This window comes from Sphingomonas sp. LR55 (assembly GCF_036856015.1).
Lineage (GTDB): Bacteria > Pseudomonadota > Alphaproteobacteria > Sphingomonadales > Sphingomonadaceae > Sphingomonas.
In genome coordinates this window covers 3,797,679-3,820,328 of the sequence record NZ_JASPFO010000001.1, presented here as the reverse complement: position 1 = coordinate 3,820,328, position 22,650 = coordinate 3,797,679, and the positions used below count along the sequence as shown (strand labels likewise).

18 protein-coding genes and 1 pseudogene are annotated in these 22,650 nt (G+C 67.3%); 10 read left to right on the top strand and 9 right to left on the bottom strand.

Going from position 1 to position 22,650, the window contains the following annotated elements; genetic code table 11:
• The first annotated feature begins 96 nt into the window (after positions 1–96).
• Positions 97–336 (top strand): hypothetical protein, encoded by a 240-nt coding sequence (locus QP181_RS18495; protein ID WP_333929431.1) that lies wholly within the window; start codon positions 97–99, stop codon positions 334–336.
• 95 nt (positions 337–431) lie between these two features.
• A complete protein-coding gene (locus tag QP181_RS18490) occupies positions 432–1,331 on the top strand; it encodes an SDR family NAD(P)-dependent oxidoreductase (protein ID WP_333929430.1) in 900 nt (299 codons plus the stop codon).
• 274 nt (positions 1,332–1,605) lie between these two features.
• Here the strand turns inward: QP181_RS18490 and QP181_RS18485 are convergent, their stop codons facing one another.
• A complete protein-coding gene (locus QP181_RS18485; protein WP_333929429.1) occupies positions 1,606–1,917 on the bottom strand; it encodes a PilZ domain-containing protein in 312 nt (103 codons plus the stop codon).
• A gap of 87 nt (positions 1,918–2,004) precedes the next feature.
• Between QP181_RS18485 and QP181_RS18480 the strand changes: the two genes are divergently transcribed.
• Complete coding sequence (locus QP181_RS18480) at positions 2,005–2,154, top strand: hypothetical protein (RefSeq protein WP_333929428.1); 150 nt, start codon at positions 2,005–2,007, stop codon at positions 2,152–2,154.
• Between the two features lie 18 nt (positions 2,155–2,172).
• Here QP181_RS18480 and QP181_RS18475 read toward each other — a convergent pair whose 3' ends face one another.
• Positions 2,173–2,619: a phasin family protein gene (locus QP181_RS18475; protein WP_243643293.1), complete on the bottom strand. Its 447-nt coding sequence runs from the start codon at positions 2,617–2,619 to the stop codon at positions 2,173–2,175.
• 259 nt (positions 2,620–2,878) lie between these two features.
• On the opposite strand from QP181_RS18475, the pseudogene QP181_RS18470 reads away from it, so the two are divergent.
• A pseudogene (locus QP181_RS18470) lies at positions 2,879–4,179 on the top strand (UDP-glucose dehydrogenase family protein).
• A 78-nt stretch (positions 4,180–4,257) separates the two neighbouring features.
• Here the strand turns inward: QP181_RS18470 and QP181_RS18465 are convergent.
• Positions 4,258–6,165 (bottom strand): gamma-glutamyltransferase family protein, encoded by a 1,908-nt coding sequence (locus QP181_RS18465; RefSeq protein WP_333929427.1) that lies wholly within the window; start codon positions 6,163–6,165, stop codon positions 4,258–4,260.
• Positions 6,166–6,308: 143 nt separating this feature from the next.
• On the opposite strand from QP181_RS18465, the gene QP181_RS18460 reads away from it, so the two are divergent.
• The 5 genes from QP181_RS18460 (at position 6,309) to QP181_RS18440 (ending at position 13,636) form a co-directional block, all read left to right on the top strand.
• Complete coding sequence (locus tag QP181_RS18460; protein WP_333929426.1) at positions 6,309–6,923, top strand: TetR/AcrR family transcriptional regulator; 615 nt, start codon at positions 6,309–6,311, stop codon at positions 6,921–6,923.
• A gap of 308 nt (positions 6,924–7,231) precedes the next feature.
• On the top strand, positions 7,232–7,630 hold the full coding sequence (locus tag QP181_RS18455; RefSeq protein WP_333929425.1) for a hypothetical protein: 399 nt from the start codon (positions 7,232–7,234) through the stop codon (positions 7,628–7,630).
• Positions 7,627–8,904, top strand: a complete 1,278-nt coding sequence (locus QP181_RS18450; RefSeq protein WP_443027567.1) for an efflux RND transporter periplasmic adaptor subunit — start codon at positions 7,627–7,629, stop codon at positions 8,902–8,904. Before QP181_RS18455 ends, QP181_RS18450 begins: the two co-directional genes overlap by 4 nt.
• A gap of 144 nt (positions 8,905–9,048) precedes the next feature.
• Positions 9,049–12,225 carry an efflux RND transporter permease subunit gene (locus QP181_RS18445; RefSeq protein WP_333929424.1) on the top strand — a complete coding sequence of 1,059 codons (3,177 nt, stop codon included), beginning with the start codon at positions 9,049–9,051 and terminating at the stop codon, positions 12,223–12,225.
• 10 nt (positions 12,226–12,235) lie between these two features.
• Positions 12,236–13,636 carry an efflux transporter outer membrane subunit gene (locus tag QP181_RS18440; RefSeq protein ID WP_207901149.1) on the top strand — a complete coding sequence of 467 codons (1,401 nt, stop codon included), beginning with the start codon at positions 12,236–12,238 and terminating at the stop codon, positions 13,634–13,636.
• Positions 13,637–13,746: 110 nt separating this feature from the next.
• On the opposite strand, the gene QP181_RS18435 is transcribed toward QP181_RS18440, so the two are convergent.
• On the bottom strand, positions 13,747–16,953 hold the full coding sequence (locus QP181_RS18435; protein ID WP_333929423.1) for an autotransporter outer membrane beta-barrel domain-containing protein: 3,207 nt from the start codon (positions 16,951–16,953) through the stop codon (positions 13,747–13,749).
• Positions 16,954–17,089: 136 nt separating this feature from the next.
• Between QP181_RS18435 and QP181_RS18430 the strand changes: the two genes are divergently transcribed.
• Positions 17,090–17,575 (top strand): hypothetical protein, encoded by a 486-nt coding sequence (locus tag QP181_RS18430; protein ID WP_333929422.1) that lies wholly within the window; start codon positions 17,090–17,092, stop codon positions 17,573–17,575.
• Between the two features lie 41 nt (positions 17,576–17,616).
• Here QP181_RS18430 and QP181_RS18425 read toward each other — a convergent pair whose 3' ends face one another.
• From QP181_RS18425 to QP181_RS18405, 5 genes are all read right to left on the bottom strand, one after another.
• Positions 17,617–18,405, bottom strand: a complete 789-nt coding sequence (locus QP181_RS18425; RefSeq protein WP_333929421.1) for a TonB-dependent receptor domain-containing protein — start codon at positions 18,403–18,405, stop codon at positions 17,617–17,619.
• 49 nt (positions 18,406–18,454) lie between these two features.
• The gene (locus tag QP181_RS18420) at positions 18,455–20,047 is read right to left on the bottom strand and encodes a TonB-dependent receptor plug domain-containing protein (RefSeq protein WP_333929420.1); all 1,593 of its coding nucleotides are present in this window, start codon (positions 20,045–20,047) and stop codon (positions 18,455–18,457) included.
• A 2-nt stretch (positions 20,048–20,049) separates the two neighbouring features.
• Positions 20,050–20,982 carry a FecR family protein gene (locus QP181_RS18415; RefSeq protein ID WP_333929418.1) on the bottom strand — a complete coding sequence of 311 codons (933 nt, stop codon included), beginning with the start codon at positions 20,980–20,982 and terminating at the stop codon, positions 20,050–20,052.
• 51 nt (positions 20,983–21,033) lie between these two features.
• Complete coding sequence (locus tag QP181_RS18410; protein WP_333929417.1) at positions 21,034–21,546, bottom strand: sigma-70 family RNA polymerase sigma factor; 513 nt, start codon at positions 21,544–21,546, stop codon at positions 21,034–21,036.
• A gap of 150 nt (positions 21,547–21,696) precedes the next feature.
• On the bottom strand, positions 21,697–22,503 hold the full coding sequence (locus QP181_RS18405) for a hypothetical protein (RefSeq protein WP_333929416.1): 807 nt from the start codon (positions 22,501–22,503) through the stop codon (positions 21,697–21,699).
• Positions 22,504–22,650: the final 147 nt, after the last annotated feature.

Genomic DNA, 22,650 nt, shown 5'->3' with positions numbered 1-22,650 from the left:
TTCTCGCCGCCGCCGCTCTTCTTGCGTCGCCCGTGATTGCCCAGACGACGCCGCCGGCGAGACCCCGCCGCGCAGACCGCACCGGCCGATCCCGCGATGCAGGCACCCCCGGCCGATCAGGCTGCACCCGCCGATCCCGCAGCGCCTGCTGACCCCGCAATGGCGGCCCCTGCCGATCAGGCTGCGGCACCGATGGAAGCCGCACCGATGGCACCGGGCGCAGGCCGCGTGACGTTCGGTCAGCCGACTGTGACGCCGCCGACGCCAGCACCCGCCGAGTATCCGGTGTGCTCGAAGACGGTGAAAGACGGCTGCCGCAACCGGGGCGGCAAGTAAGTCCGGCAGCAAGCGGCGGGTGATCCTGCCGCTTGCCTAGCCAGCTTTACGTTCTAGGAAAGGCGCTCCAACTATAAGAGAGGAGCGCCTTTTCCATGTCTATAGGTTTTGAGGGCCGCGTCGCGATCGTCACCGGCGCTGGCGGCGGTCTGGGCCGCGAATACGCGCTCGAGCTCGCCCGCCGTGGCGCGAAGGTCGTCGTCAACGATCTCGGCGGCGCCCGCGACGGCACCGGCCATTCCGACGCCGCGCTGAAGGTCGTCGAGGAAATCGAAGCGGCCGGCGGCGAGGCGATGTCGAACGGCGGCAGCGTCACCGACTACGACCAGATGGTCGAAATGGTTGCCCGCGCCTCCGAAAAATGGGGCGACGTCCATGTCCTGATCAACAACGCCGGCGTCCTGCGCGACAAGAGCTTCGCCAAGATGGAGCCCGCCGACTTCAAATTCGTCGTCGACGTCCACCTCAACGGCTCGGCCAACGCCACCAAGGCGGTATGGGACACGATGCGTGGCCAAAATTACGGCCGCATCCTGATGACCGCGTCGTCGACCGGCCTCTACGGCAATTTCGGGCAGGCGAACTACGGCGCCGCCAAGCTGGGTCTTGCCGGCTTGACCAAGACGCTCGCGATCGAGGGCGCGAAGAACAACATCAAGGTCAACACGATCGCGCCGACCGCCGGCACGCGGATGACGCAGGACATCTTCCCCGAGGAGGCGTTCAAGGCGTTCTCGCCCGACAAGGTCGCGCCCGCCGCAGTGTTCCTGGTGTCGGAGGATGCGCCGACCAACATGATCGTCGGTGCCGGTGCCGGCGTGTTCCAGGCGGCGTACGTCACGCTGACGCAGGGCAAGCTGCTCACCGGCGACGATTTGTCGGTCGAAGGCGTCGCGGCGCACTGGGATGCAATCATCGACCGCGCGGGCGAGATCGTCCCGCAATCGGGCTCCGAACAGTCGATGAGCATCCTGGGGAAGCTCCAGGGGCTGTAACGGGCGCGGGGGCGGTAGGGCCGCACGGCCTGTCTGCTCCCCCGGGGCCTTCCAAATCGTCAACTGACCCACAACTCGTCAATCGACCCAAAGCCCGTCAATCGACCCTCAACTCGTCATCCCAGCGAAAGCTGGGATATTTGTGTGACAGCACGCACCCGTAATCACGGGGATATCCCAGCTTTCGCTGGGATGACGAGTTGTGGGTGAGCTCGCACCGGCCCTGGGAACGCACGAGGTACTGACCCAAAAATCGACGAGGCGAACGTATCGGCTACCGCTCGTAGGGGTTGTTCAACTCCGCAAGCCAGCCCGCGGCGGGAGGCGTGACCTTTTCGTCAGCACCCCGCCGCGATCGCGCGCGGGCGACGTCGATCGGCGTATGGAACTTCAATCCCGCCAGTCCGCCTCGAACCCAGACGACGTCCGCGGGCGCTGACTGGACCTGGCCGATCGCGACGACCACTACGCTACCCACCGCGAGGCCATCCGGCTGCACGATGCAGATCCCGGTCTCCGAGATATTGGTCACGCGATGACTTTCGGCGGCGCTGTGATTGAGCCGAAACACATCGGCCTTGAGCATCACACTGGTACGCGTAGCTCGCGATAAGGGAACGGCCCGATCCATCTTCCACTCGATAATTACGCATCGTCGCAATCGCGCGTTGCCGTGGCGGGTGCAACACCGGCGGAGAAAAACTTCAAGGCTGGCGGTCCACTACTCCGTCTTCGTATCGGAGCGGCGGCGTTCTTGCTCGTCCGTACGCCGCTCCACCCCGACAAGACGCTGGCCGCCGCCCGTCAGATCATCGGCGCCTAGTGCCAGATCCGCGATCCGTCACTTCGGGCCGTCGCCGCGCAAGGGTGCGACCGCGTCCTTGCCGAACTTCATGATCATCTCGCCGATCTCCCGCGCCTGGCTCATGCTGCGCTGGCTCTGCTCGCGGAGGTAATCGCCCTGGATCTTCATGACCTGCGTCAGGTCCTTCGCACTGGCCGCCTCGCGCATCGCCGCGAACGCCTCACGCGCATTCTGCTCGGCCTGGTCGATCATTGTCTTGCCGATCGTCGCACCGCCCTCGGCGATCTTCCCGCCAGACTCCTTCATCGCCTCACCGGCGCGCTTGGCTGGATCGAGGACCTTCTCGGAGAACGCGTTGCGAGCCTGCTCTGCGCCAGCCTGCATCGTGTCGGTTGCATCCTTGGCGGCGCGGGCGGCGCGGTCCGTCGCCGCCTTGTTCTGTGCAACGCCCTCATCGATTGCGCTCTTGATGTCCTCGGCCATGCTATCGCTCCTTTTGCGGTGAAGGATAATGATGTGAGATCAACCGGCGCCGCGGCGTTTGGTTGCGCGATCACGACTGGTCTCCAAAGGCGCGTTTCATCCGCACGGCCTTTGCTCCCGGCCCTGGCATCGGCACCGATGGCCCCACCGGCAAATCCGTCGCCGCCCTCCTGCCCCGGTCCTTACAAGTCACCCGCAGGTCGCTTGCATGCCCACTCGTTTATCCCAATAGGGAGGTCGGGTCTCGAGGAACGTGAATATGCGCATCACAATGATCGGTTCAGGGTATGTCGGTCTCGTTTCCGGCGCGTGCTTCTCGGATTTCGGGCATGACGTCTGCTGCGTCGACATGGATCAGGCCAAGATCGACGCGCTTCATGCCGGCCGCATGCCGATCTTCGAACCCGGGCTCGACCTGCTCGTCGCCTCCAACGTCGCCGCTGGCCGCCTCACCTTCACGACCGATCTGGCCAGTGCGGTAGCGGGCGCGGATGCGATCTTCATTGCCGTCGGAACGCCGTCGCGACGCGGCGACGGTCATGCCGATCTCCGCTATGTCTTTGCCGCGACCGAGGAAATCGCGGTGGCGATCACGGGTCCGACCGTGGTCGTGACCAAGTCGACCGTGCCCGTCGGCACCGGCGACCGGGTCGAGGCGATCCTGCGCGAGAAGCGGCCCGACATCGACGTCGCGGTCGTTTCGAACCCCGAATTCCTGCGCGAAGGCGCCGCGATCGGCGATTTCAAGCGCCCCGACCGGATCGTCATCGGCACCGAGGACGAACGGGCGAAGCAGGTGATGCGCGATGTGTACCGCCCGCTGTACCTCAACGAATCGCCGATCCTGTTCGTCGGCCGGCGAACGTCCGAGTTGATCAAATATGCGGCCAACGCGTTTCTCGCGACCAAGATCACCTTCATCAACGAGATCGCGGACCTTTGCGAAGCGGTCGGCGCCGACGTCCAGGACGTCTCGCGCGGGATCGGGCTCGACAACCGGATCGGCAAGAAATTCCTGCATGCAGGACCAGGCTATGGCGGTTCGTGCTTCCCCAAGGACACGCTGGCGCTGCTCAAGACCGCGGAAGACTACCAGACTCCGGTGCACATCGTCGAAGCAGTGGTGAAGGTGAACGACAGCCGCAAGCGCGCGATGGGACGCAAAGTGCTGGCGACGCTCGGCGACAGCCCGCGCGGCAAGACGGTCGCGCTGCTGGGTCTGACCTTCAAGCCGAACACGGACGACATGCGCGACGCCCCGAGCCTGGCGATCGCGACCGCACTGGCAGATGCGGGCGTGACGGTACGTGCGCATGATCCCGAAGGCATGGAGCAGGCCAAGGCGATGCTGCCCGATCTGGTATACTGCACCGACGCCTATGATGCGGCCGACGGCGCCGACGCGGTGGTGATCGTGACCGAGTGGGACGCGTATCGCGCGCTCGATCTCCCCGGTTGAAGGGGCTGCTTGCAGCGCCGGTAATGGTCGATCTCCGCAACGTGTATCAGCGCACCGACGTCGAACAGGCCGGCTTCGCGTATACCGCCGTGGGGCGCTAAGTCGCTAAACCTGAATTGTTCTCCCGCGAAGGCGGGAGCCCAGTCTGTGTCCCCGCCTTCGCGGGGACACAAGCTGCCTCAATACGCCAGTGCACACCCATCCGCGCGCATCTCGCTCGCCGCCGCATAGACTCGCGTAGGTCCATCCATGCGGTGCTCGACGCATTCGTAGCGGCCGAACCCGCCATCGGCATCGCCGATCGTCCAGCCGATCTCTGCGAGCCGTTTCCGCGTCGCCAGCGGCACGCCGCTTTCCAGCCTGAGCAACCCGGTCGGCCCTAGCCCCGCGGCATCCTCGCCCATCGACTGCGACGATCCCTCGTGATGCCAGCGCGGCGAATCCCCCGCCGACTGGATCTCCAGCCCGTAATCGACGCGGTTGACGATGATCTGCGTCTGGCCCTGCGGCTGCATGTCGCCGCCCATCACGCCGAAGCTCATCCACGGATCGCCCCCGCGCGTCGCGAACCCCGGAATGATCGTCTGGAACGGCCGCTTGCCCGGCGCATAGATGTTGGGATGGCCGTCCTTCAGGCTGAACAGCTGCCCGCGATCCTGGAACATGAAGCCCAACGTCCGTCCATCCGGCCCGTCCGCCACCAGCCCCGATCCCATGCCGCGGAAATTCGACTGGATCATCGACACCATCAGTCCGTCCTTGTCGGCACAGCTGAAATAGGTGGTGTCACCACGGCTTGGTGCCTGCCCCGGATAGACCGGGGTCAGTATCCGGTCGGGCCGGATCAGCTTCGCGCGTTCGGCCGCATACTCCTTCGAGATCAGCCACTCGACCGGCTGCTTGGCGAAATGCGGGTCCGCGTAATAGCGAGCGCGGTCCTCGTACGCCAAACGCTTGGCCTCCGCCTGGAGGTGGATCGACAGCGCCGACTGGAACCCCGCCTTCTTCAGATCGAAGCGTTCGAGGATGTTGAGCATCTGCAACGTCGCCAGCCCCTGCGTGTTCGCGCCGAGCGCATGGACCGTCGTCCCGCGATAATCGGTCTGATTGGGCTCGATCCACTCCGAGCGATGCGCGGCAAGATCCTCATACCGCAGCCACCCGCCGATCCGCTTGAAATACCGGTCGGCCGCCCGCGCCAGATCGCCCTGATAGAACGCATCGCGGCCACCCGCGGCGATCGCGCGATAGGTGCGCGCAAGATCCGCGTTGCGGAACACCTGCCCCAGCGCCGGCCCCTTGCCGTCCGCCAGGCCATAGGTGCGCAGCGCGTTGGCGACCTCCTCGAGCCCGTTGCCGGGCCGCTGGAACGCAACCAGGCTGCGGCGGATATAATAAGCGATGATATCGGGAACCGGCGCGCCCGCCTCGGCATGCGCGATCGCCGGCTGGAACAGGTCGGCCCAGGGCAGCTTGCCGTAGCGCTGGTGCATCTGCCACCACGCATCGACCGCGCCCGGCACCGATACGCTGAGCGCACCCAGCGCCGGCAGCGCACCGTTCTTCGCCCGCGCGCGGACCGTCTCCAGGCTCAGGCCGCGCGGGCTCTTGCCCGAGCCCGCCAGCCCGACGACCTTCTTCAGCTTCGGATCCCAGATCATCGCATAGGCATCGCCGCCGATCCCGCTCGACGTCGGCTCGAGAAACCCGAGGCACGCATTGATCGCGATCGCCGCATCGACCGCCGAGCCGCCGCGCTTGAGGATGTCGATCCCCGCCTGCGTCGCCAGCGGATGCGCGGTCCCCGCCGCACCGTTCAGGCCGTAAGCCGCGGTCCGCGACGCGAAACTCGCGCCGACCGGGCGATCGCCGGCATGCACGTCCGGCCGGATAAAGCGGTCCTGCCCGGCCTCCCACACCGGCGGCAATGGGGCTTCAGCGGCAGTTGCGAATTGCGGCGCACCGCCCTGCCCCGGCCCTTGCGCACCCTGACTACCCGGCGTGCCTCGCGTGCCGGTCTGCGCTCCCGACATCGCCGGCAACAGCGCGGCGGCGGGCAAAGCCGCGATGAAAGTCCGACGTTGCATGATCTACTCCCCTGACAGGCGCGTATCCTCGCCTGCGGTGATCGGAACGGCAACCCCGTGCCTGCTCCCCCGCTGAGCAGAGCCGAGCCCAAAGCGTTCTACTCGCTGGACGTTTCGCCGTGCGTCCCTATATACCGACCGGTATGAATAGGCTTTGCACGCTCACCGCCCCCAAGGGCCGCCCCCGCGAGTTCGATCTCGACGAAGCGCTGGCGGGTGCGTTGCGCGTGTTCTGGCGCAATGGCTATGAGGGCGCGTCGATGGCCGAACTGACCGCGGAGATGGGCATTACCAAGCCCAGTCTCTATGCGGCGTTCGGCAACAAGGAGGCGCTGTTCCACAAGGCGCTCGACCTCTACGAGCGCGAGAAGCTGGCGTATATGACGTCTGCGCTGGCCGCACCGACCGCGCGTGCCGTAGCGGAAAACCTGCTTCGGGGCGCGCTGCAGATGCAGATGAGCACGTGCGACCCCAAGGGCTGCCTCAGCGTCATCAGCAGCGTCGCATGCAGCGCCGAAGCCGAGCCTATCAAGGCCGAAGTCGCGAAGCGCCGCGCGTCGTCCGAGTCCGCGCTTATGAAGCGGTTCGACGAAGCCAAGGCGGCGGGCGAGTTCCCTGAAGGCCTCGAGTCGCACGCGCTGATGCGCTACCTCTTCGCGATCATGCAGGGGCTCTCGATCCAGGCTGGATCGGGCGCGACCTGCGTCGAGCTGAAACAGCTCGTCGAGACCAGCATGCTGATGTGGCCGACCAAATAGACACGGTTTCTACCGCGCTGCGGGAAAAATACCGGCCGGTACAAAAGTCTGTTGACTAGATGAACGCCAGGTTTATATACCGACTGGTATCGAAGCTCTCTCCTACTTCGGATGGGGCAACCGGGGACACCAACCCATGACCACGGTTAAAACCTAGGCTTCGGCCGAACTTTCGAAAATTCCAAGCGGGCAAGCGCGGCACGGTGATGTGCCGGCAACGACCGCGCACGCCCTGCGACCAGCTGACGTCGGTGGACCGTCCACCGACGACGGCCAGCGCTTGCCCAAGATCAAAGGGGGACAATCCCATGGCTTATCTCGACCTCGACAACATGTTCGCTTCGCCCGTCACCAGCCGCACGCAGACGATCGCCGCCCCTGCCCCGACCGGCTTCTCCGCGCTGGAATGGAGCGTCATCGCCCTAGCCAAGCGCGATACGCTGCGCAGCCTGTCCGGCCCGAGCCGCATGTCGCGCGCAATGGGCAGCCTGTTCGGCCTGAGCACCGCGTCGCGGCTCGCCGACCCCCGGCTCGAGGCGCTGCGGCGGATGGCCGTGTACGCCTGGCGCCGCGGCTTCGCGCTGCCGATGGCCGAGATCCAGGGCTTCCTCGCCGCCGGCTTTGCCGAGGCACAGATCGAAACGCTCGTCGAGAGCGTGACCGGCATGCGCGTCGGCATCCAGCAGAAGCGGAGCATCGCAGCGTGAACCAACTTACCACGATCACGGCCGCGAACGACGCCGACGTCATCGCGTCGCCGCCCGCGGACCGTCACCGACGGCCGGCCTGGCAGCGCGGCGCGATGGTGCTCGTGCCGATCGCGTTGCTCGGGGCGGTCGGCGTGAAGATGTTCGATCATCCCGACGCGGCGATGGCGGCACCGCCGCCGGCGTCCGTTACGGTCGCATCGCCGCTGGTGCGGCAGGTCAGCGAATGGGACGATTATGTCGGCCGCTTCGCACCGAGCCGGACGGTCGAGATCCGTCCGCGCGTCGCGGGTGAAGTCACCGGCATCCATTTCCGCGACGGCGAGATCGTCAGCAAAGGGCAATTGCTCTTCACGATCGATTCCCGTCCGTTCGCCGCTGCTCTGGCTGAGGCGCATGCCAACGTTGCCAGTGCCAAGAGCGCTCTATCGCTGGCCCGCACCGATCTTGGTCGCGCACAACGTTTGGTCGCCGATGAGGCAGTCTCCGCTGGCGAGGTCGACGCCCTTCGCGGCAAGCTTGAAGCGGCCCAGGCCGCACTCGCCGCAGCCCAGGCCCGCGAACGCGCCCGCGCCCTCGATGTCGGTTTCACCCAGGTTCGCGCGCCGATCGGTGGTCGCATCTCCGATCGCCGCGTCGATGCGGGCAACCAGGTCGCGGGCGGCGAAGGCACCGGCGGCACGGTGCTGACGACGATCAACGCGCTCGACCCGATCTACTTCACGTTCGATGGCTCCGAGGCGCTGTACCTCAAGACACAGCGCGCGCGTCAGCCGGGTGCGACCCCGGCGCCGGTCGAGATCCAGTTGCAGGACGAGACCGAGCATCGCTGGAAGGGCAAGCTCGACTTCACCGACAACGGCCTCGACCAGCGCTCGGGCACGATCCGCGGCCGCGCGGTGCTCGCCAACCCGGGGTATTTCCTGACGCCGGGGATGTTCGGCAACATGCGCCTCGCCAGTGCGGGGACGCGGCAGGCTCTGCTGGTGCCCGACGATGCGGTGCAGACCGATCAGGCGCGCAAGGTTCTGCTGACGATCGATGCGAAGAACGTCGTGAGCCAGAAGCCGGTCGAACTCGGCCCGGTGGTCGATGGGCTGCGGATCGTGCGTTCGGGGATCGGGCCGAACGACCGGATCATTATCCAGGGTACGCAGATGGCGATGCCGGGTGCCACGGTTGCGCCGAAGGTCGGCCGGATCGTGGTAGCGTCGGGTACGACTGCGCCGGCATCGGTCCAGCCTATCTCGGGTGAAGCCACGCTCGCGAAGTAACGTCGTTACCCGACCAATTCCGTCATCCTGACGAAAGTCAGGACCCAGAGTTCGACACGTCCCGCTGAGTAATCCTGGGGCCTGACTTTCGTCAGGATGACGGGGCGTGCGCGGACGGATCGCCCCTCTACCGAGGAAATTCCCATGCGCTTCTCGCGCTTCTTCATCACCCGGCCGATCTTCGCGGGCGTGATCGCGGTGATCATCACGATCGTCGGTGCGATCGCCTACATGACGCTGCCGGTGTCGCAATATCCCGACATCGTCCCCCCCACCGTCACCGTCAGCGCGACCTATCCCGGCGCCTCCGCCGAGACGGTCGCCGAAACCGTCGCCGCGCCGATCGAGCAGGAGATCAACGGCGTCGACAACATGCTGTACCAGTCGTCGCAATCGACCGGGGACGGCAAGGTCACGATCACCGTCACCTTCAAGATCGGCACAAATTTGGACGCGGCGCAGGTGCTGGTCCAGAACCGTGTTGCGGTCGCCGTTCCGCGCCTGCCCGAAGACGTCCAGCGTCTCGGCGTGGTGACGCGCAAGACGTCGCCCGACTTCCTGATGGTGGTGAACCTCGTCTCGCCCGACAACTCGCTCGATCGCGGCTACATCTCCAACTACGCGCTGACGCAGGTCCGCGATCGCCTCAGCCGCATCGACGGCGTCGGCGACGTGCAGCTGTTCGGCGCACGCGACTATTCGATGCGCGTCTGGATCGACCCCGGCCGCGCCGCCGCGCTCGACCTCACCGCCGGCGAGATCGTCGCGGCGTTGCGCGCGCAGAACGTCCAGGTCGCCGCGGGCACGCTCGGCCAGCCGCCTTATGACAAGGGCAACAGCGCGTTCCAGCTCAACGTCGAGACGCAGGGCCGCCTGACCGATCCCAAACAGTTCGCCGACGTCGTCATCCGCACCGACGCGCAAGGCCGTCAGGTCCGCGTCTCGGACGTCGCCCGCGTCGAGCTCGGCGCACAGGATTACGGCGCCAACACCTATCTCAGCGGCAAGCCCACGGTCATCGCCGCAGTCTTCCAGCGTCCCGGCTCGAACGCGCTCGGCGCGGCACAAGCCGTTACCGCCGAGATGGAAAGCATGTCGAAGCGCTTCCCCAAGGGCCTCGAATACAAGGTCATCTACAACCCGACCGAATTCATCGCGCAGTCGATCGACGCGGTGAAGCACACGTTGTTCGAAGCCATGGTCCTCGTGGTCCTGGTGATTCTCGTCTTCCTGCAGAAGTGGCGTGCGGCGATCATCCCGATTGTGGCGATCCCGGTCTCGCTGATCGGTACCTTCGCGGTGCTCGCCGCCGCCGGGTACAGCCTCAACAACCTGTCGCTGTTCGGCCTCGTCCTCGCGATCGGCATCGTCGTCGATGATGCGATCGTTGTGGTCGAGAATGTCGAGCGCAACCTCGAACACGGGCTCTCCCCATTGGAGGCGGCGCGGACGTCGATGGACGAAGTGTCGGGCGCGCTTGTCGCGATCGTGCTCGTGCTGTGCGCGGTGTTCATCCCGACCGTGTTCCTCACCGGCCTCTCCGGCGCGTTCTACCGACAGTTCGCGGTGACGATCTCGACCGCGACGATCATCTCGCTGCTCATCTCGCTGACGCTGTCGCCGGCACTCGCCGCGATGCTGCTCAAGCCGACCGCCCCCGCCGATTCCGGCAACCGCCTGACCCGCACCGTTCGCCGCGCCGGCGATGCCTTCAACCGCGGGTTCGAGCGGATGAGCGAAAGCTATGCCCGCCTCACCGCGCGCCTAGTCACCGCACCGAAGCGCATGATGATCGCCTATGCCGCACTGATCGCGGTCACCGTAGGCGTGTTCACGATCACGCCGTCGGGCTTCGTTCCCGCACAGGATCAGGGCTACTTCCTGACCGTCATCCAGCTTCCGCCCGGCTCGTCCGTCGAGCGCACCGACGCAGTCATGCAGAAGGTCGCCAAGCGCATCCTGCCGCTCGCCGGCGTCAAGGGCGCGGTCATGCTCGCGGGCTTCGACGGCCCGTCGCAAACGCTCGCCCCCAACTCGGCCGCCGCCTACATCCCGCTCAAGAGCTTCGAGGAACGCAAGAAACTCGGCGTCACGCTCGCGAGCATCATGGCGGAATCGCAGAAGGCGACCGGCGACATCACCGAAGCGCGCCTGCTGATCGTCCCGCCGCCGCTCATCCAGGGCATCGGCTCCGCCGGCGGCTATCGCCTGATGGTGCAGGACCAGGGCGGCCACGGATACGCCGATCTCGGCAAGACGAGCTACGCGCTGATCGGCCAGGCGAACCAGACCAAGGGTCTCGCCCAGATCTACACGTTCTTCGACACCGCCACGCCGCGCATCTTCGCCGACGTCGATCGCGCCAAGGCCAACCTCCTCGGCGTCCCACCGGAGCGCGTGTTCGAGGCATTGCAGGTCTACCTCGGCTCGGCGTTCGTCAACGACTTCAACCTGTTGGGCCGTACCTACCGCGTTACCGCCCAGGCTGACGCACCGTTCCGCAACACCACCGCGGACATCGCCAACCTCAAGACACGCTCCAACTCGGGCCAGATGGTCCCGGTCGGTTCGGTCTCGACGTTCAAGGATAAGACCGGCCCGTACCGAGTGGTCCGCTACAACCTGTTCCCCGCGGTCGAGGTCGATGGCGACACCGCCAAGGGCTATTCGTCCGGCCAGTCGCTCGTCGCGATGGAGAAGCTCGCCGATGCGTCGCTCCCTGCCGGCTACGCGCACGAATGGACCGGCATCGCCTACCAGCAGAAGGCGGCAGGCAGCACCGCCGCGCTCGTCTTCGGTATGGCGGTGGTGTTCGTCTTCCTTGTGCTCGCCGCCCAGTACGAGAGCCTGACGTTGCCGCTCGCGATCATCCTGATCGTGCCGATGTGCCTGTTGGCTGCAATGACCGGCGTGAACCTGCGAGGTATGGACAACAACGTCCTCACGCAGATCGGCCTGGTCGTGCTGATTGCCTTGGCGGCGAAGAACGCGATCCTCGTGGTCGAGTTCGCCAAGCAGGCCGAGGAACAGGACGGGCTCACCCCGGTCGAGGCGGCGGTACGCGCAGCGAAGGACCGGTTGCGGCCGATCCTGATGACGAGCTTCGCGTTCATCCTCGGCGCGGTGCCGCTAGTGATTGCGACCGGTGCCGGTGCGGAACTCCGCCAAGCGCTCGGGACGGCGGTGTTCTTCGGGATGATCGGCGTGACCGGGTTCGGGCTGCTCTTCACCCCCACCTTCTATGTCGTCGCACGGGCGCTGGCGCTGCGGTTCGAACGCCGCCGTCCCGCCCCCGCCGCGACCCTTCAGCCAGCCGAATAGGACCAGCATCATGAAGTCCGTCCTCCTCGCGAGCCTCTCGGCGCTGACGCTCGCCGCCTGCGCCGCCGGCCCCGACTATGTCGCGCCGATCACCCCACCCAAGGCGGCGGCATCGTTCGTCACCGCGAATGCCGCCACCGTAACCACGGCGCCCGACAACGACTGGTGGCGGATGTACCGCGACCCGGTCCTCGACGGCCTCGTTGCGGATGCGCTCGCAGCGAACACCGACCTGCGTGTCGCCGTCGCCCGGCTCGACAGCGCCCGCGCATCCCTGCGCGGCGCGAAGACTGACCGCGAGCCACAGGTGAACGCGGGCGCGAGCGGCAATTACGCGCGCACCTCGCAACTCCAGAACCTGCCCGGTCTCGATCGTGAGCGCGCCACCTACGACGTAGGCCTGGACGTCAGCTACGAAGTCGATCTCGCCGGCCGAGTCCGCCGCAACGTCGAAGCAGCCCGCGGTGACGTCGGCGCCGCGCAGGCCGATGCGGACGCCGTGCGCGTCTCGATCGTCGCCGCCACCACCCGCGCCTATGTCGATGCAGCCTCGTCCGCCGAACGCCTGGCGGTCGCCCGGCGGATCGTCGACCTGCTCGACAAGTCGAATACGCTGACCGGCAAGCGCGTCGACGCCGGTCGCGCAGCTCGCCTGGACCAAGTCCGGATCGCAGCCTTGCGTGACCAGCGCGCCGCCAACATCCCGCAGATCGAGGCCGAGCGCCAGGCCGCTCTCTTCCGCCTCGCCACGCTCACCGGCCGCACCCCGCAGGACCTGCCCGCCACCGCCGGCGCCCGCACCACCACGCCGCGCCTCGACCAGCCGATCCCGATCGGCGACGGTGCCGCGTTGCTAGCCCGCCGCCCCGACGTCCACGCCGCCGAACGCCGTCTCGCGGCGGCGACCGCACGGATCGGCGTGCAGACCTCGCAGCTCTATCCGCAGATCTCGCTCGGCGGGTCGATCGGCTCGACCGCACTCAGTATCGGCGACATCTTCACCGGTGGCCCGATCCGCTGGCTGCTCGGCCCCCTGCTGAACTGGTCGCTCAACCAGTCCGCCGCCCGCGCGCGCATCGCCGGTGCCGAGGCGGACTCGCGCGGCGCGCTCGCCAATTTCGACGGCAGCGTGCTCACGGCACTCGAGGAAACCGAGACCGCGCTGTCGAACTACGCCCGCGAACTCGATCGCCGCACGCAGTTGCAATCCGCGCACGACAACGCCGCCACCGCCGCCCGCATCACCCGCGCCCGCCAGCGCGAAGGCCAGATCGACTTCCTCGACGTGCTCGATGCGGAACGGACGCTGGCGGATACCGATACGGACCTGGCTGCAGCGGATGCCCGGATCGCCGGCGCCCAAGTCGACCTGTTCCGTGCGCTAGGCGGTGGCTGGCAGACGCGCGCGTAAAACTCCCTCCCCTTCAGGGGAGGGTTGGGGTGGGGCGTCACCACGGGCGGCTCATGCGGGAAACTGCCCCACCCCCAACCCTCCCCTGAAGGGGAGGGGAGCAGAAACCCCTACAACCCGATCTGCAAGCTCGCCCGCAACGACAGCGCCACACGGCCCTGTTGCTGCTCGGCGCCGAACTCGCCGCCCATCCGGAACGCCGAGCTGCCGCCGACCGCGCGCAGCTTGCCGACCCAGCCGCTGGTCCGCTCTTCCGGCGTCAGCGTGAACGACTGCCCGCCCTCGAACGACGCCGTCGTCGCCCCGAGCCCGCCACCGACCAGTTCGCGCCGACCGCCCTCGGCCTCGACGCGGAACCATCCCTGGTCCGGGCTCAATCCGCCGAAGTTCAGCCCCAGCGCCGTGCTCGCCGTCACCGCCAGTTCGTCGCTCGTACGCGAGCGCACCACGAGGTCGATCGCCTTGCCGCCACCGGTCTCGCTGTAACCGTCCTCCTGGAGCTTGTAATAGTCGATCGCGAGCACCGGGCGGAACACGAAGATACCCTTGCCGCCGTCCCACGACATGCCACCCGACGCGGAGTATAGCGTGCCGTTCCAGTCGCCCTTGGACGTCCGATCGACCGCCTCGCTGCCGATCGCGCCGCTGAACTGGCGGGTGCCGTCGAACGCTATCCGTGCCCCGGAAACGCGCGCATTGGTCTGAAGATCGCCCCAGTGGCCGCGCCAATATCCGGCCAGCTCATATTGGTTCGACCGCACTTCATTGTCGGTGCCGTCATCGGCATCCTGGCCGTTGAGATACGCGAGCGAAGTACCGAAATTGCCCACCCCGGTCTTGTACTCCGCGCCTGCCGAAACGCCCCAGCCGGTGATGTCATAGCCCGCGGTGTCGGCGATGCTCTTCGACGTGCCCCACGCGACCTGCGTCACCCAATAGCCCCATTTGCCTTCGTCCTTGAACGGGCCGTGCGGGTCGGCAAGCACGCGGGCGGTCGCGCGCGAGCCCATCGTGACCGCCTCGAACGTGCCGCCGGCATGCTCGGGCAGCATCTGGCGGACCGAGCCCCGGAATGCGTCGCCATCGGTGATGGTGAGGAACGCGCCGCCGACCTTCGCGTCGTTGCCGAGCGCCTTGTAGACCGCATCATAGGCCGACGCCTGCGAGCGATTGAAACCGAGTTCGGTCGACGATTTGCGCAGCACGTCTACGGTCAGGTCGTTGCCCGTATTGGTCGCGATGCTGCCCTTGTAGAGGAACGGCAAGGCGGTCGTCGTCGCGGTCAGATTGGCCGCCCCCGTCAGCGTGCCGGCGCGCAGCACGACGTAACGCCCCTCCGCATCGACAACGCTTGTGAGCTTCAGCGCGAGCTTCGAGTCCTTGTCGAACGACGCGGTGCCGGCGACCTGGATCATCGTGCCGGTGCCCCCGGTCTTGTCGAGCGTTACCGCCAGCACGCCGCCGCCGGTCACCGCCAGCGAGGCGATCGACGCAGCCTTGGTGATGTCCAGCGTGCCACCATTGACCGCAACCGCAAGCCCTTGCGCATTGGCGAGCGTGCCGGCGAAGCGCGCGGTGCCGCCGAGCGTCAGCGTATCGCTACCCCCGCCAAAGTCCGCCGCGCCGCTGAAGACCGACGTACCGGCGAGCGTCAGCGCGTCGTTGCCCGCGCCGAACACCGCGGCGCCGGTGAAGGTCGCGTCGCCCGACAACGCCAGTCGGTCGTTCCCGGTGCCGAACCGTGCGGTGCCAGCGACGGTGCCGTCCGCAACGTCGAACAGGTCGTTGCCGCTGCCGAAGCGCACGTCGCTGACGATCGCGGGGGCAGCGATGCCGGTCGCGACCGCCGTCTGGCGGACGATCGTGCCGGTGGTGTTCGCCGAGAGATCGATCGCGACGTTGCGCTCGGATGTGGCGAGCGCACCCGACGCGCCGATCCCGCCGCTATTCTCCACCAGCGTCACCGTTCCCGACCGGTCGAGGATGCCGATCGCGGTACCGTCGGCGGCTTGCGCGGTGGCCTTGATCGTGCCGCTGTTGCGGATCGTCGCGACCGAGGCGCCGGTATCGACGAGGACCGCGGTCGAGCGCGATGCCGCCGTGCCGCCCCCCGCCGCCGAGATCGTGCCAGCGTTGCGGATCTCAGCGGTCGACGCACCGCTGCCGAGCTTCAACGCGGTCGCGCTCGCGCCGTTCGCCGCCGCCGCCACGGTCCCGTTGATGCCGATCCCGCCCGCGATCGTCACCGTGCCGCCGAGCCCGCCGATCGCGAGACCGGTGCCTTCGATGCCGCCATAGACACCGCTCCCCACGATCCCGCCGTCGATGATCAGCCCGAAACCGGTGCCAGAGCCCGCCACCGCACCGATCGCGACCGCACGCGTGGCCGAGCCGATCTGCACCGCGGGCGCCGCGCCATAGGAGGTGATCGCCGCCGAACCTTCGGCGCTGTCGAGCAGCCCGTCCTTGTCCTCGTCGGTATCGGTGGTGCTCGCATCCTTTGGCGGGACCGCGAAGATGATCCCGCCCGAGACGTTGCCGGCGACGATCAGGGCCGAGCCGCCCTGCAACAGGTCGTCGGCATCGAGCTTGCTGGTATCGGCGGGCGCGGTGACCGACCGATAGCCGGTCGACCCCAATGCGCCCTGAACGACGAGCGCGCCTGCAATGTCGCCATCGATACGCGCGGCGACCGCGCCCTGCCCGATCGCCGCGATCGTGCCGGCGAGCCGGACGTTGCCGGTGACGTCGGCGATCCGCACGCCGGTCGATCCGTCGCCGGTGACCGAGGTCTGGCCATCGTGCGTGAACGCACCGGTCAGCGGTCCGCCGAGCCAGATGCCGGCGGAGTTGTTGCCCTCGATCGTGATCGCGCCGCTGTTGACGATCGCGCCAGCATACGCGCCCGCGGTGCGGATCCCGGTGCGCCCGGTGCCTGCTGCGAACGGGCCGTCGAGATCGCCGTCCTTGTCGGTGTCGGTGGCCGTATAGCTTTCGTCGATGATGATCTTGCCGGCGGTCGCGTTGGTGATGCCGCCGCCAGTGCCTGCGTTGGCGACGATGCCGGTCGAGCCATCGGCGTTGGTGACCTGGATCGTGCCTTCGTTCACGACCGAATTGACGCTGTCGACGGTCACCGCGGTGCCGCTGGTCGGCGTGACCGACCCGGCCGCGACGATCTTGAGGTTGTCGGCTGCGCCTGCCTTGATCGTCGAGGTCCGCACCGCATCGGTCCGCTTGGTGTCGATGACGGTCTGCGCATGGAGCGGCGACGTGACCGCGAACAGGCAGGTGGTGGTCAGCAGGAGACGACGCATACGGAACCCTTTTCGATGTGTTTTCGAAGAGAGGACGGAGGCGTGACCCGCTAACCTTGAACTGCGGTGCATTATCGCGCGGCACCAGGATCGCGGCGGCGCGTTATCGGCTCGATAATTTCAGGGAATTGCCAGCATGATCACCACTATCGCCGAACTCGACCGCATCCGCGACGACAGCAAGCGTCTCGTCACGACGCGCTCGATGATGTCGGCGGGCGCGGCGGTCGTGCCGATCCCCGGCGCGGATATCGTCGCGGACATCGGCCTGCTCACCAAGCTGCTGCCCAAGATCAGCAAGCGCTTCGGCCTCGATCACGACCAGGTTAAGACAATGGAGCCGCAACTCGCGCAGCAGGCGCTGGTGATGGCGTCGAGTCTCGGCAACACGATGATCGGCCGGATGGTGACCAAGCGTATCGTCGCCGCCCTGCTGCGTCGCGTCGGCGCCCGCGTGGCGGTCGGATCGATGGCGAAGTTCATCCCGTTTGCGGGCTCGGCGGTGGCTGCGACGATCAGCTTCGGCGCGATGAAGCTGGTCGGCAACTCGCACGTCGAAGACTGCTACAAGACCGCGCTGGCGCTGCTCCCCGCCGACCAGCGCGCACTGGCGAACGTGTGAAAGCTGGATCCTCCCCGCCAGGGGGAGGATCGAACGGTTAGCTAGAACGCAGCGTCCAGCCCGATCCGCACCGTCCGCGGACGCTGTGGCGTAATCTGGCCACTCCCCACTTGGAACGGCGTCCCCAGCGCGAACCGGTTGCCGACGCTATCCGTTAAATTCGTCACTCCGAACGTCACCCCCAACGACGCGCGCCCGACCCGCGCGGTCAGCGCCGTGTCGAGATAATCCCCCTGCTCCTCACCGAGTACGGGGCCCACGCCCAGCCGCGATCGACCGACATAGCGCGCCCAACCATACACTCGCAGTTCCAGATCGCGGCCGACATCGCGCCGGTAATCCGCCCCCAGCCGCCCGGCATAGCGCGCGATGTTCGGCACCTGGCTCATCCGCGCGAGCGCCACGAACAGATTGGCGCTGGGTTCGGTCACGCGGCTGTCATTGTAGGTGAAGCCCGCGTCGAGCGTCAGCCCTGCGACCGGCTTCCACCCGCCGGTCGCGCTGAACGTCCAGATCCGCCCGTCACCGATATTGGCGGTACTCGGCAGGCCCGTCGCGTCGATGAAGTCCGCCTGGATATCCTGCCAGATCGTGTGCGACACACTCGCCGACAGATACGCGCTGTCGACCCCCGCCAGCCCATAGCGCACGCCGCTCTCCAGCGTCCGCACGCGATCATTCTCGAACCGCCGCACGAAATCGCTCTCGATCGCGAGACCTCCAGGACGGAAGCCCTGCTGATATCGTCCGTACAACGATAATTTCGGGAGTACCGCGGCGATCAGCGAGGCGGACGGCAGCACGCTCGTCTCGATCCGGTCCGCGGTCACGCGCGCACGGGCCAGCGCAACCGTCTCCAGCCGCGCCGGCGCGATGTCCTCACCAGTCCCGGCCAGCGATGCCCGCGTGACGCGCGCCCGCCGTCGCGGTCAGCCCGCGGACCAGTTGCACGCTACCCTCGCCGTACAGCGTCGCCTCGTCGATGCTGTTGGTCACGCCCGTCACCGGCGCAGGCGCATCGACCGGGCCGAGCGAGCGCGACAATCTCGTGCGATTATGCGTGAAGCTGCCGCCGACGACCCAGCCGAAGCCGTTCCGCATCGGCCGCCATACCCGCGTCTCGTTCGCGATCATGTCGGTCGCATTGCGCTGGGCGAACACACGCGGGCTGCCCGCAGCTGTCGTCAGGGGACTGCCGAATGCAGGCCCGTTGGTAACCGGTAGCGTCGGATCGACTACTGGCAGGGTCGCATCGTACCGTTCGGTCAGCGTCTGGCGGACGATCCCGGTCGAGGATCTGACCTTTAGCCCGCCGATCGCGCCCGATACGACGACCTGCCCCATCATGTAATCCGCGGAGAAGCCCTGCACGATCGCGCTCGACCGTGTCAGAGCAGGCGCATCGCGATCGGCATATTGGCTGTCGTCGCCCTTGGTCCATTGCCCGATCCCGCCGAGATCGACGGTCCAGCCGCTCCCCGCATCGAGCCGGAGCATCGCGCGTCCGCCACCGATCCGAGTCCGGTTGACGTCGCGCCGGTCGAGCACCGGATTGTCGATATAGCCGCCCTCGCTCACGCCGTAGCCGACGACGCGCAGTGCGACGCGCTCGCCGAGCGGCACGTTCAGCGTCGCCCCCAGATCTGTGCCCGGATCGCCGTGCCACGTCGCCGAGAGACCGCCCGAGATCGACGCGGAGACCGCGCCCAGCTCCGGCGCGTTCGGCACGGTGCGGATGATCCCGCCGAGCGAGCCCGCGCCGTATAGCGTGCCCTGCGGCCCTTCGAGCACCTCGACCGAGGCGATATCGTACAGCCGCAGATCAGGATCGGGCGCGTTATAGCTCAGCCGCAGGTCGCCAAAATATTGCCCCACCGTGGTCTGGGTCGGCCCGGTGAAGCTCGAATCGGCGATGCCGCGGATGAACAGCTTGTTGCGGCCGGCACCGAGATGCGTCGACGACACGCTCGCGAGCCGCGCCAGGATCGCCTCGGTCCCGCCCGCGCCGCCAAGTGCGAGGTCGACGCCATCGAGCAACGCCACTTGCCCCGCAAAATCGCGCAACCTGACGTCGCGCTTGCTGCCGGTCACGACGATATCCGCGCCTTCCGCCACAGGTGCGGCAACCGGAATGACTTTAGGCCTCTTCGCCCGGACCGACACGACACGCGGCGCGCGCGTCACGAGCCGCCACCCGACTGGACCCGCCGCGACGACATCCGCATTCACCGCAGACGCCAACCGGTCCAGTGCCTCGCGCGCGCTCATTCGCCCACGCACCGCCGGCACGCGCCGCCCCCACAGCGCCGGATCGCCGACGACGATGCTCGTCCCCGACTGCCGCCCAAGCGCCAGCACCGCGTCGCCGAGACGCCCCGCCGGCAAGTCGACCGCCGGCGCTCTGGTAGTCAGAGGACCCGCCTGCGCAGGAGCGGCGACGGCGAGCGCCGCGACGACCAGACATCCGCGCATCCTCACGAGCGCGTGGACATCACCCAGTGATCGCCGGTCTTGCGGATCGCGACACCCAGCAGCGGCGCGGCGAGCCGGGGATCGCCCGCCAGCTTGGCGGTCGCGATGCTGCCACTGAACGGCCGCTTCGCCACGGTCGGATCGGCGCGCAGGTCGACGTCCAGCGCACGCGACAGGTCGTCCGCCACCTCCGCCAGCGTCGCGCCCTCATAGGCCAGCACGCTGTCGCGCCATGATCCGACGCTGGCGACATCGACGGCCGTAACGGTCGCCGTGCCGTCGCGCACAAGCAGCCCCTGCCCCTTTACGAGCCGGATGCCTTCGCGCCCCGGATTATAATCGACCGCGCCCTCCGACACGGCGATGCGCGTCTCACCTAGCGCGAACTTCACGTCGAACGCGGTACCGACGTCGACCAGCCGCGCGCCGCCGACGCTTACCTCGAACGGATCGCTATCGTCGTGCCGGACCACGAACATCGCCTCGCCGCGCTCCAGCGTCGCGATCCGCGGGTCGTCGCGATCGAGCATCAGCCGCGTCGCACCGCCCATCGCGATGCTGCTGCCGTCGGCGAGGCGAACCGTCCGCATCGCCCCCGCCGCCGTCTCGACGGCATAGGGATGCGGCCTCGTCTGGGTCGCTTCATAGCCGACGAAGAGCGCCAAAGACGCCGCGATCGCCCCGCCGGCCCAGACCGGCCAGCGGCGGCGCGCGGCCGTCACGACGACCGGCGCTGCCTGCACGGGCGGTACGGCGGCCGCCATATCCTCAAGATCCGCCGATATCGCATGATACGCTGCCGCATGACGCGGGTCCGCCTCCAGCCACGCCTGGAACGCGGGCCAGTCGTCGAACGCATCGCCGCCGGTCCGGACGACCCAGTCCAGGGCCGCCAAGTCCAGCGCGCGTGCGTCGATATCGTCATGCTCCGCCATCATGGCCTCCTATAGCCGAAGACGGAGGCGATCGCGTACGCCCTTGAAGATTCACGTATCATAGCGGCGCTTTGCATCGATCATCGCGCGATACGCTTTCCGGAGGTCGCCCTCGACGGTGCTGAGGCTCACGCCGAACTCCGCGGCGACCGCGCGTTGCTCGACCCCGTCGATCCGGTGGCGCCTGAATATCTGTGCCGCGCGGATCCCGACCGATTGCAACGCCGCCTCCGCCAGCGCCGCCTGCTCGCGCGCAATCAGCACGCGTTCGGCGGACGGCTCCTCGGACCGATCGAGCGAAGGCCCGCCCGTCGCCTCCGCCCACGCCCGATCGCGCTTCTCCGCCTGCCGCGCCGCGCGGTGGCGATCGAGCATCAGATTGTTCGCCATCCGGTACAGATACGACAGCGGCGATGCGATCGGCCCGCTCGGCGCCGTCTGGATCCGCACCCACAGTTCGTGCAGCAGATCCTCGGCCGCATCGGCCGCGCCGAGCGAGCGGATAAACCGCAGCAGCGCATCGCGGTTTGCGAGAAAAACGGCCTCAAGGCCCGAGGAATCCATGTTTCGCCCGTGTCGTTAGGCCGCCGATCGGCGCTCGACGGCACCGTGTTCCCGGCGGGACGTACCGCGCTTGCCCCGGACGTACAATGAGCACGACCTATCGCACCTGCACGGCGAGGTACCGAGATCCGCCCAAATCCGGTTAAGCGGCTAGATCCTACGCGATCCGCGCGGCATCAACCGATATTCCGGATGATCGCTCTGCACCGCGGCCAGGTGCGCATCCATGACCTGTCGCATTGCCTCTGCGGTGTTGGCGATACCGGGGCCAGGCGCGCCGTCCTGATTTAGCGATCCACAATTGCACGGCGGATCGAGCAACGCGACGATCCCTCGCTCCATCGCGCGGAGGTGCGGATCGAGCGTGGCCTTGTCCATCCCCGCCAGCCGACCATGCAGCGATGGTCGCAAATACACGAAGGCGAACCGCGCCAGCATCGCTTCGTCGAGTAGCGCGAAGTCGTCCCAGTGCCGCGCCGCGAACCGAAACTTTTCATAGTGCATTTGCAGTGCGCCGGCCGTCTTCGATAGGCGCGCGCGATCCGCCGCCAACAGCAGGTCGCCGAGGCGGGACGGCGCGTCGTCGCCAATCTGGTTGAGCGCCCGTTCGCCGATCGTGACGCCGTGACCGCGAAAGCTCATTCCCGCGATATGCTTGGTCCAGCGTTCACGGGCGACGTTGCCATTGGTCGGCCGGCCGATACCCGCAAACGTGCCGATATAGAAAAGCTCCCGGTCCCAGAAACAGGCATAGATCCCCGGCCCGCTATGCCCGTCGCGCGCGATCGCCCGCTGGCCGGCGTCGGTGGGCCGGTAGTCGACGCGCAGGTTTGCCAGCGCATGCGTGCCGGGCGCGTTCACGGTCCGCAGTCCAAGCAGGTCGTCGCCGCGGATCGAGATCGTCGGCAGGACCATCGGGCTGATCTGTTCACCCTCGATATTATGATAATAGTTCATCGTGCGTGGGCCGACATCGCATTTCCCGGACACTGGATGGGACCCCGTCGGTAAGCGCGGCGACCCAGCGGCGTCAGTCCGGGAAATACCCCGGTACACAGCCTCCGGTCATGCCGGCGGCCTCCTGTCCGGGTATTTCCCTACTTC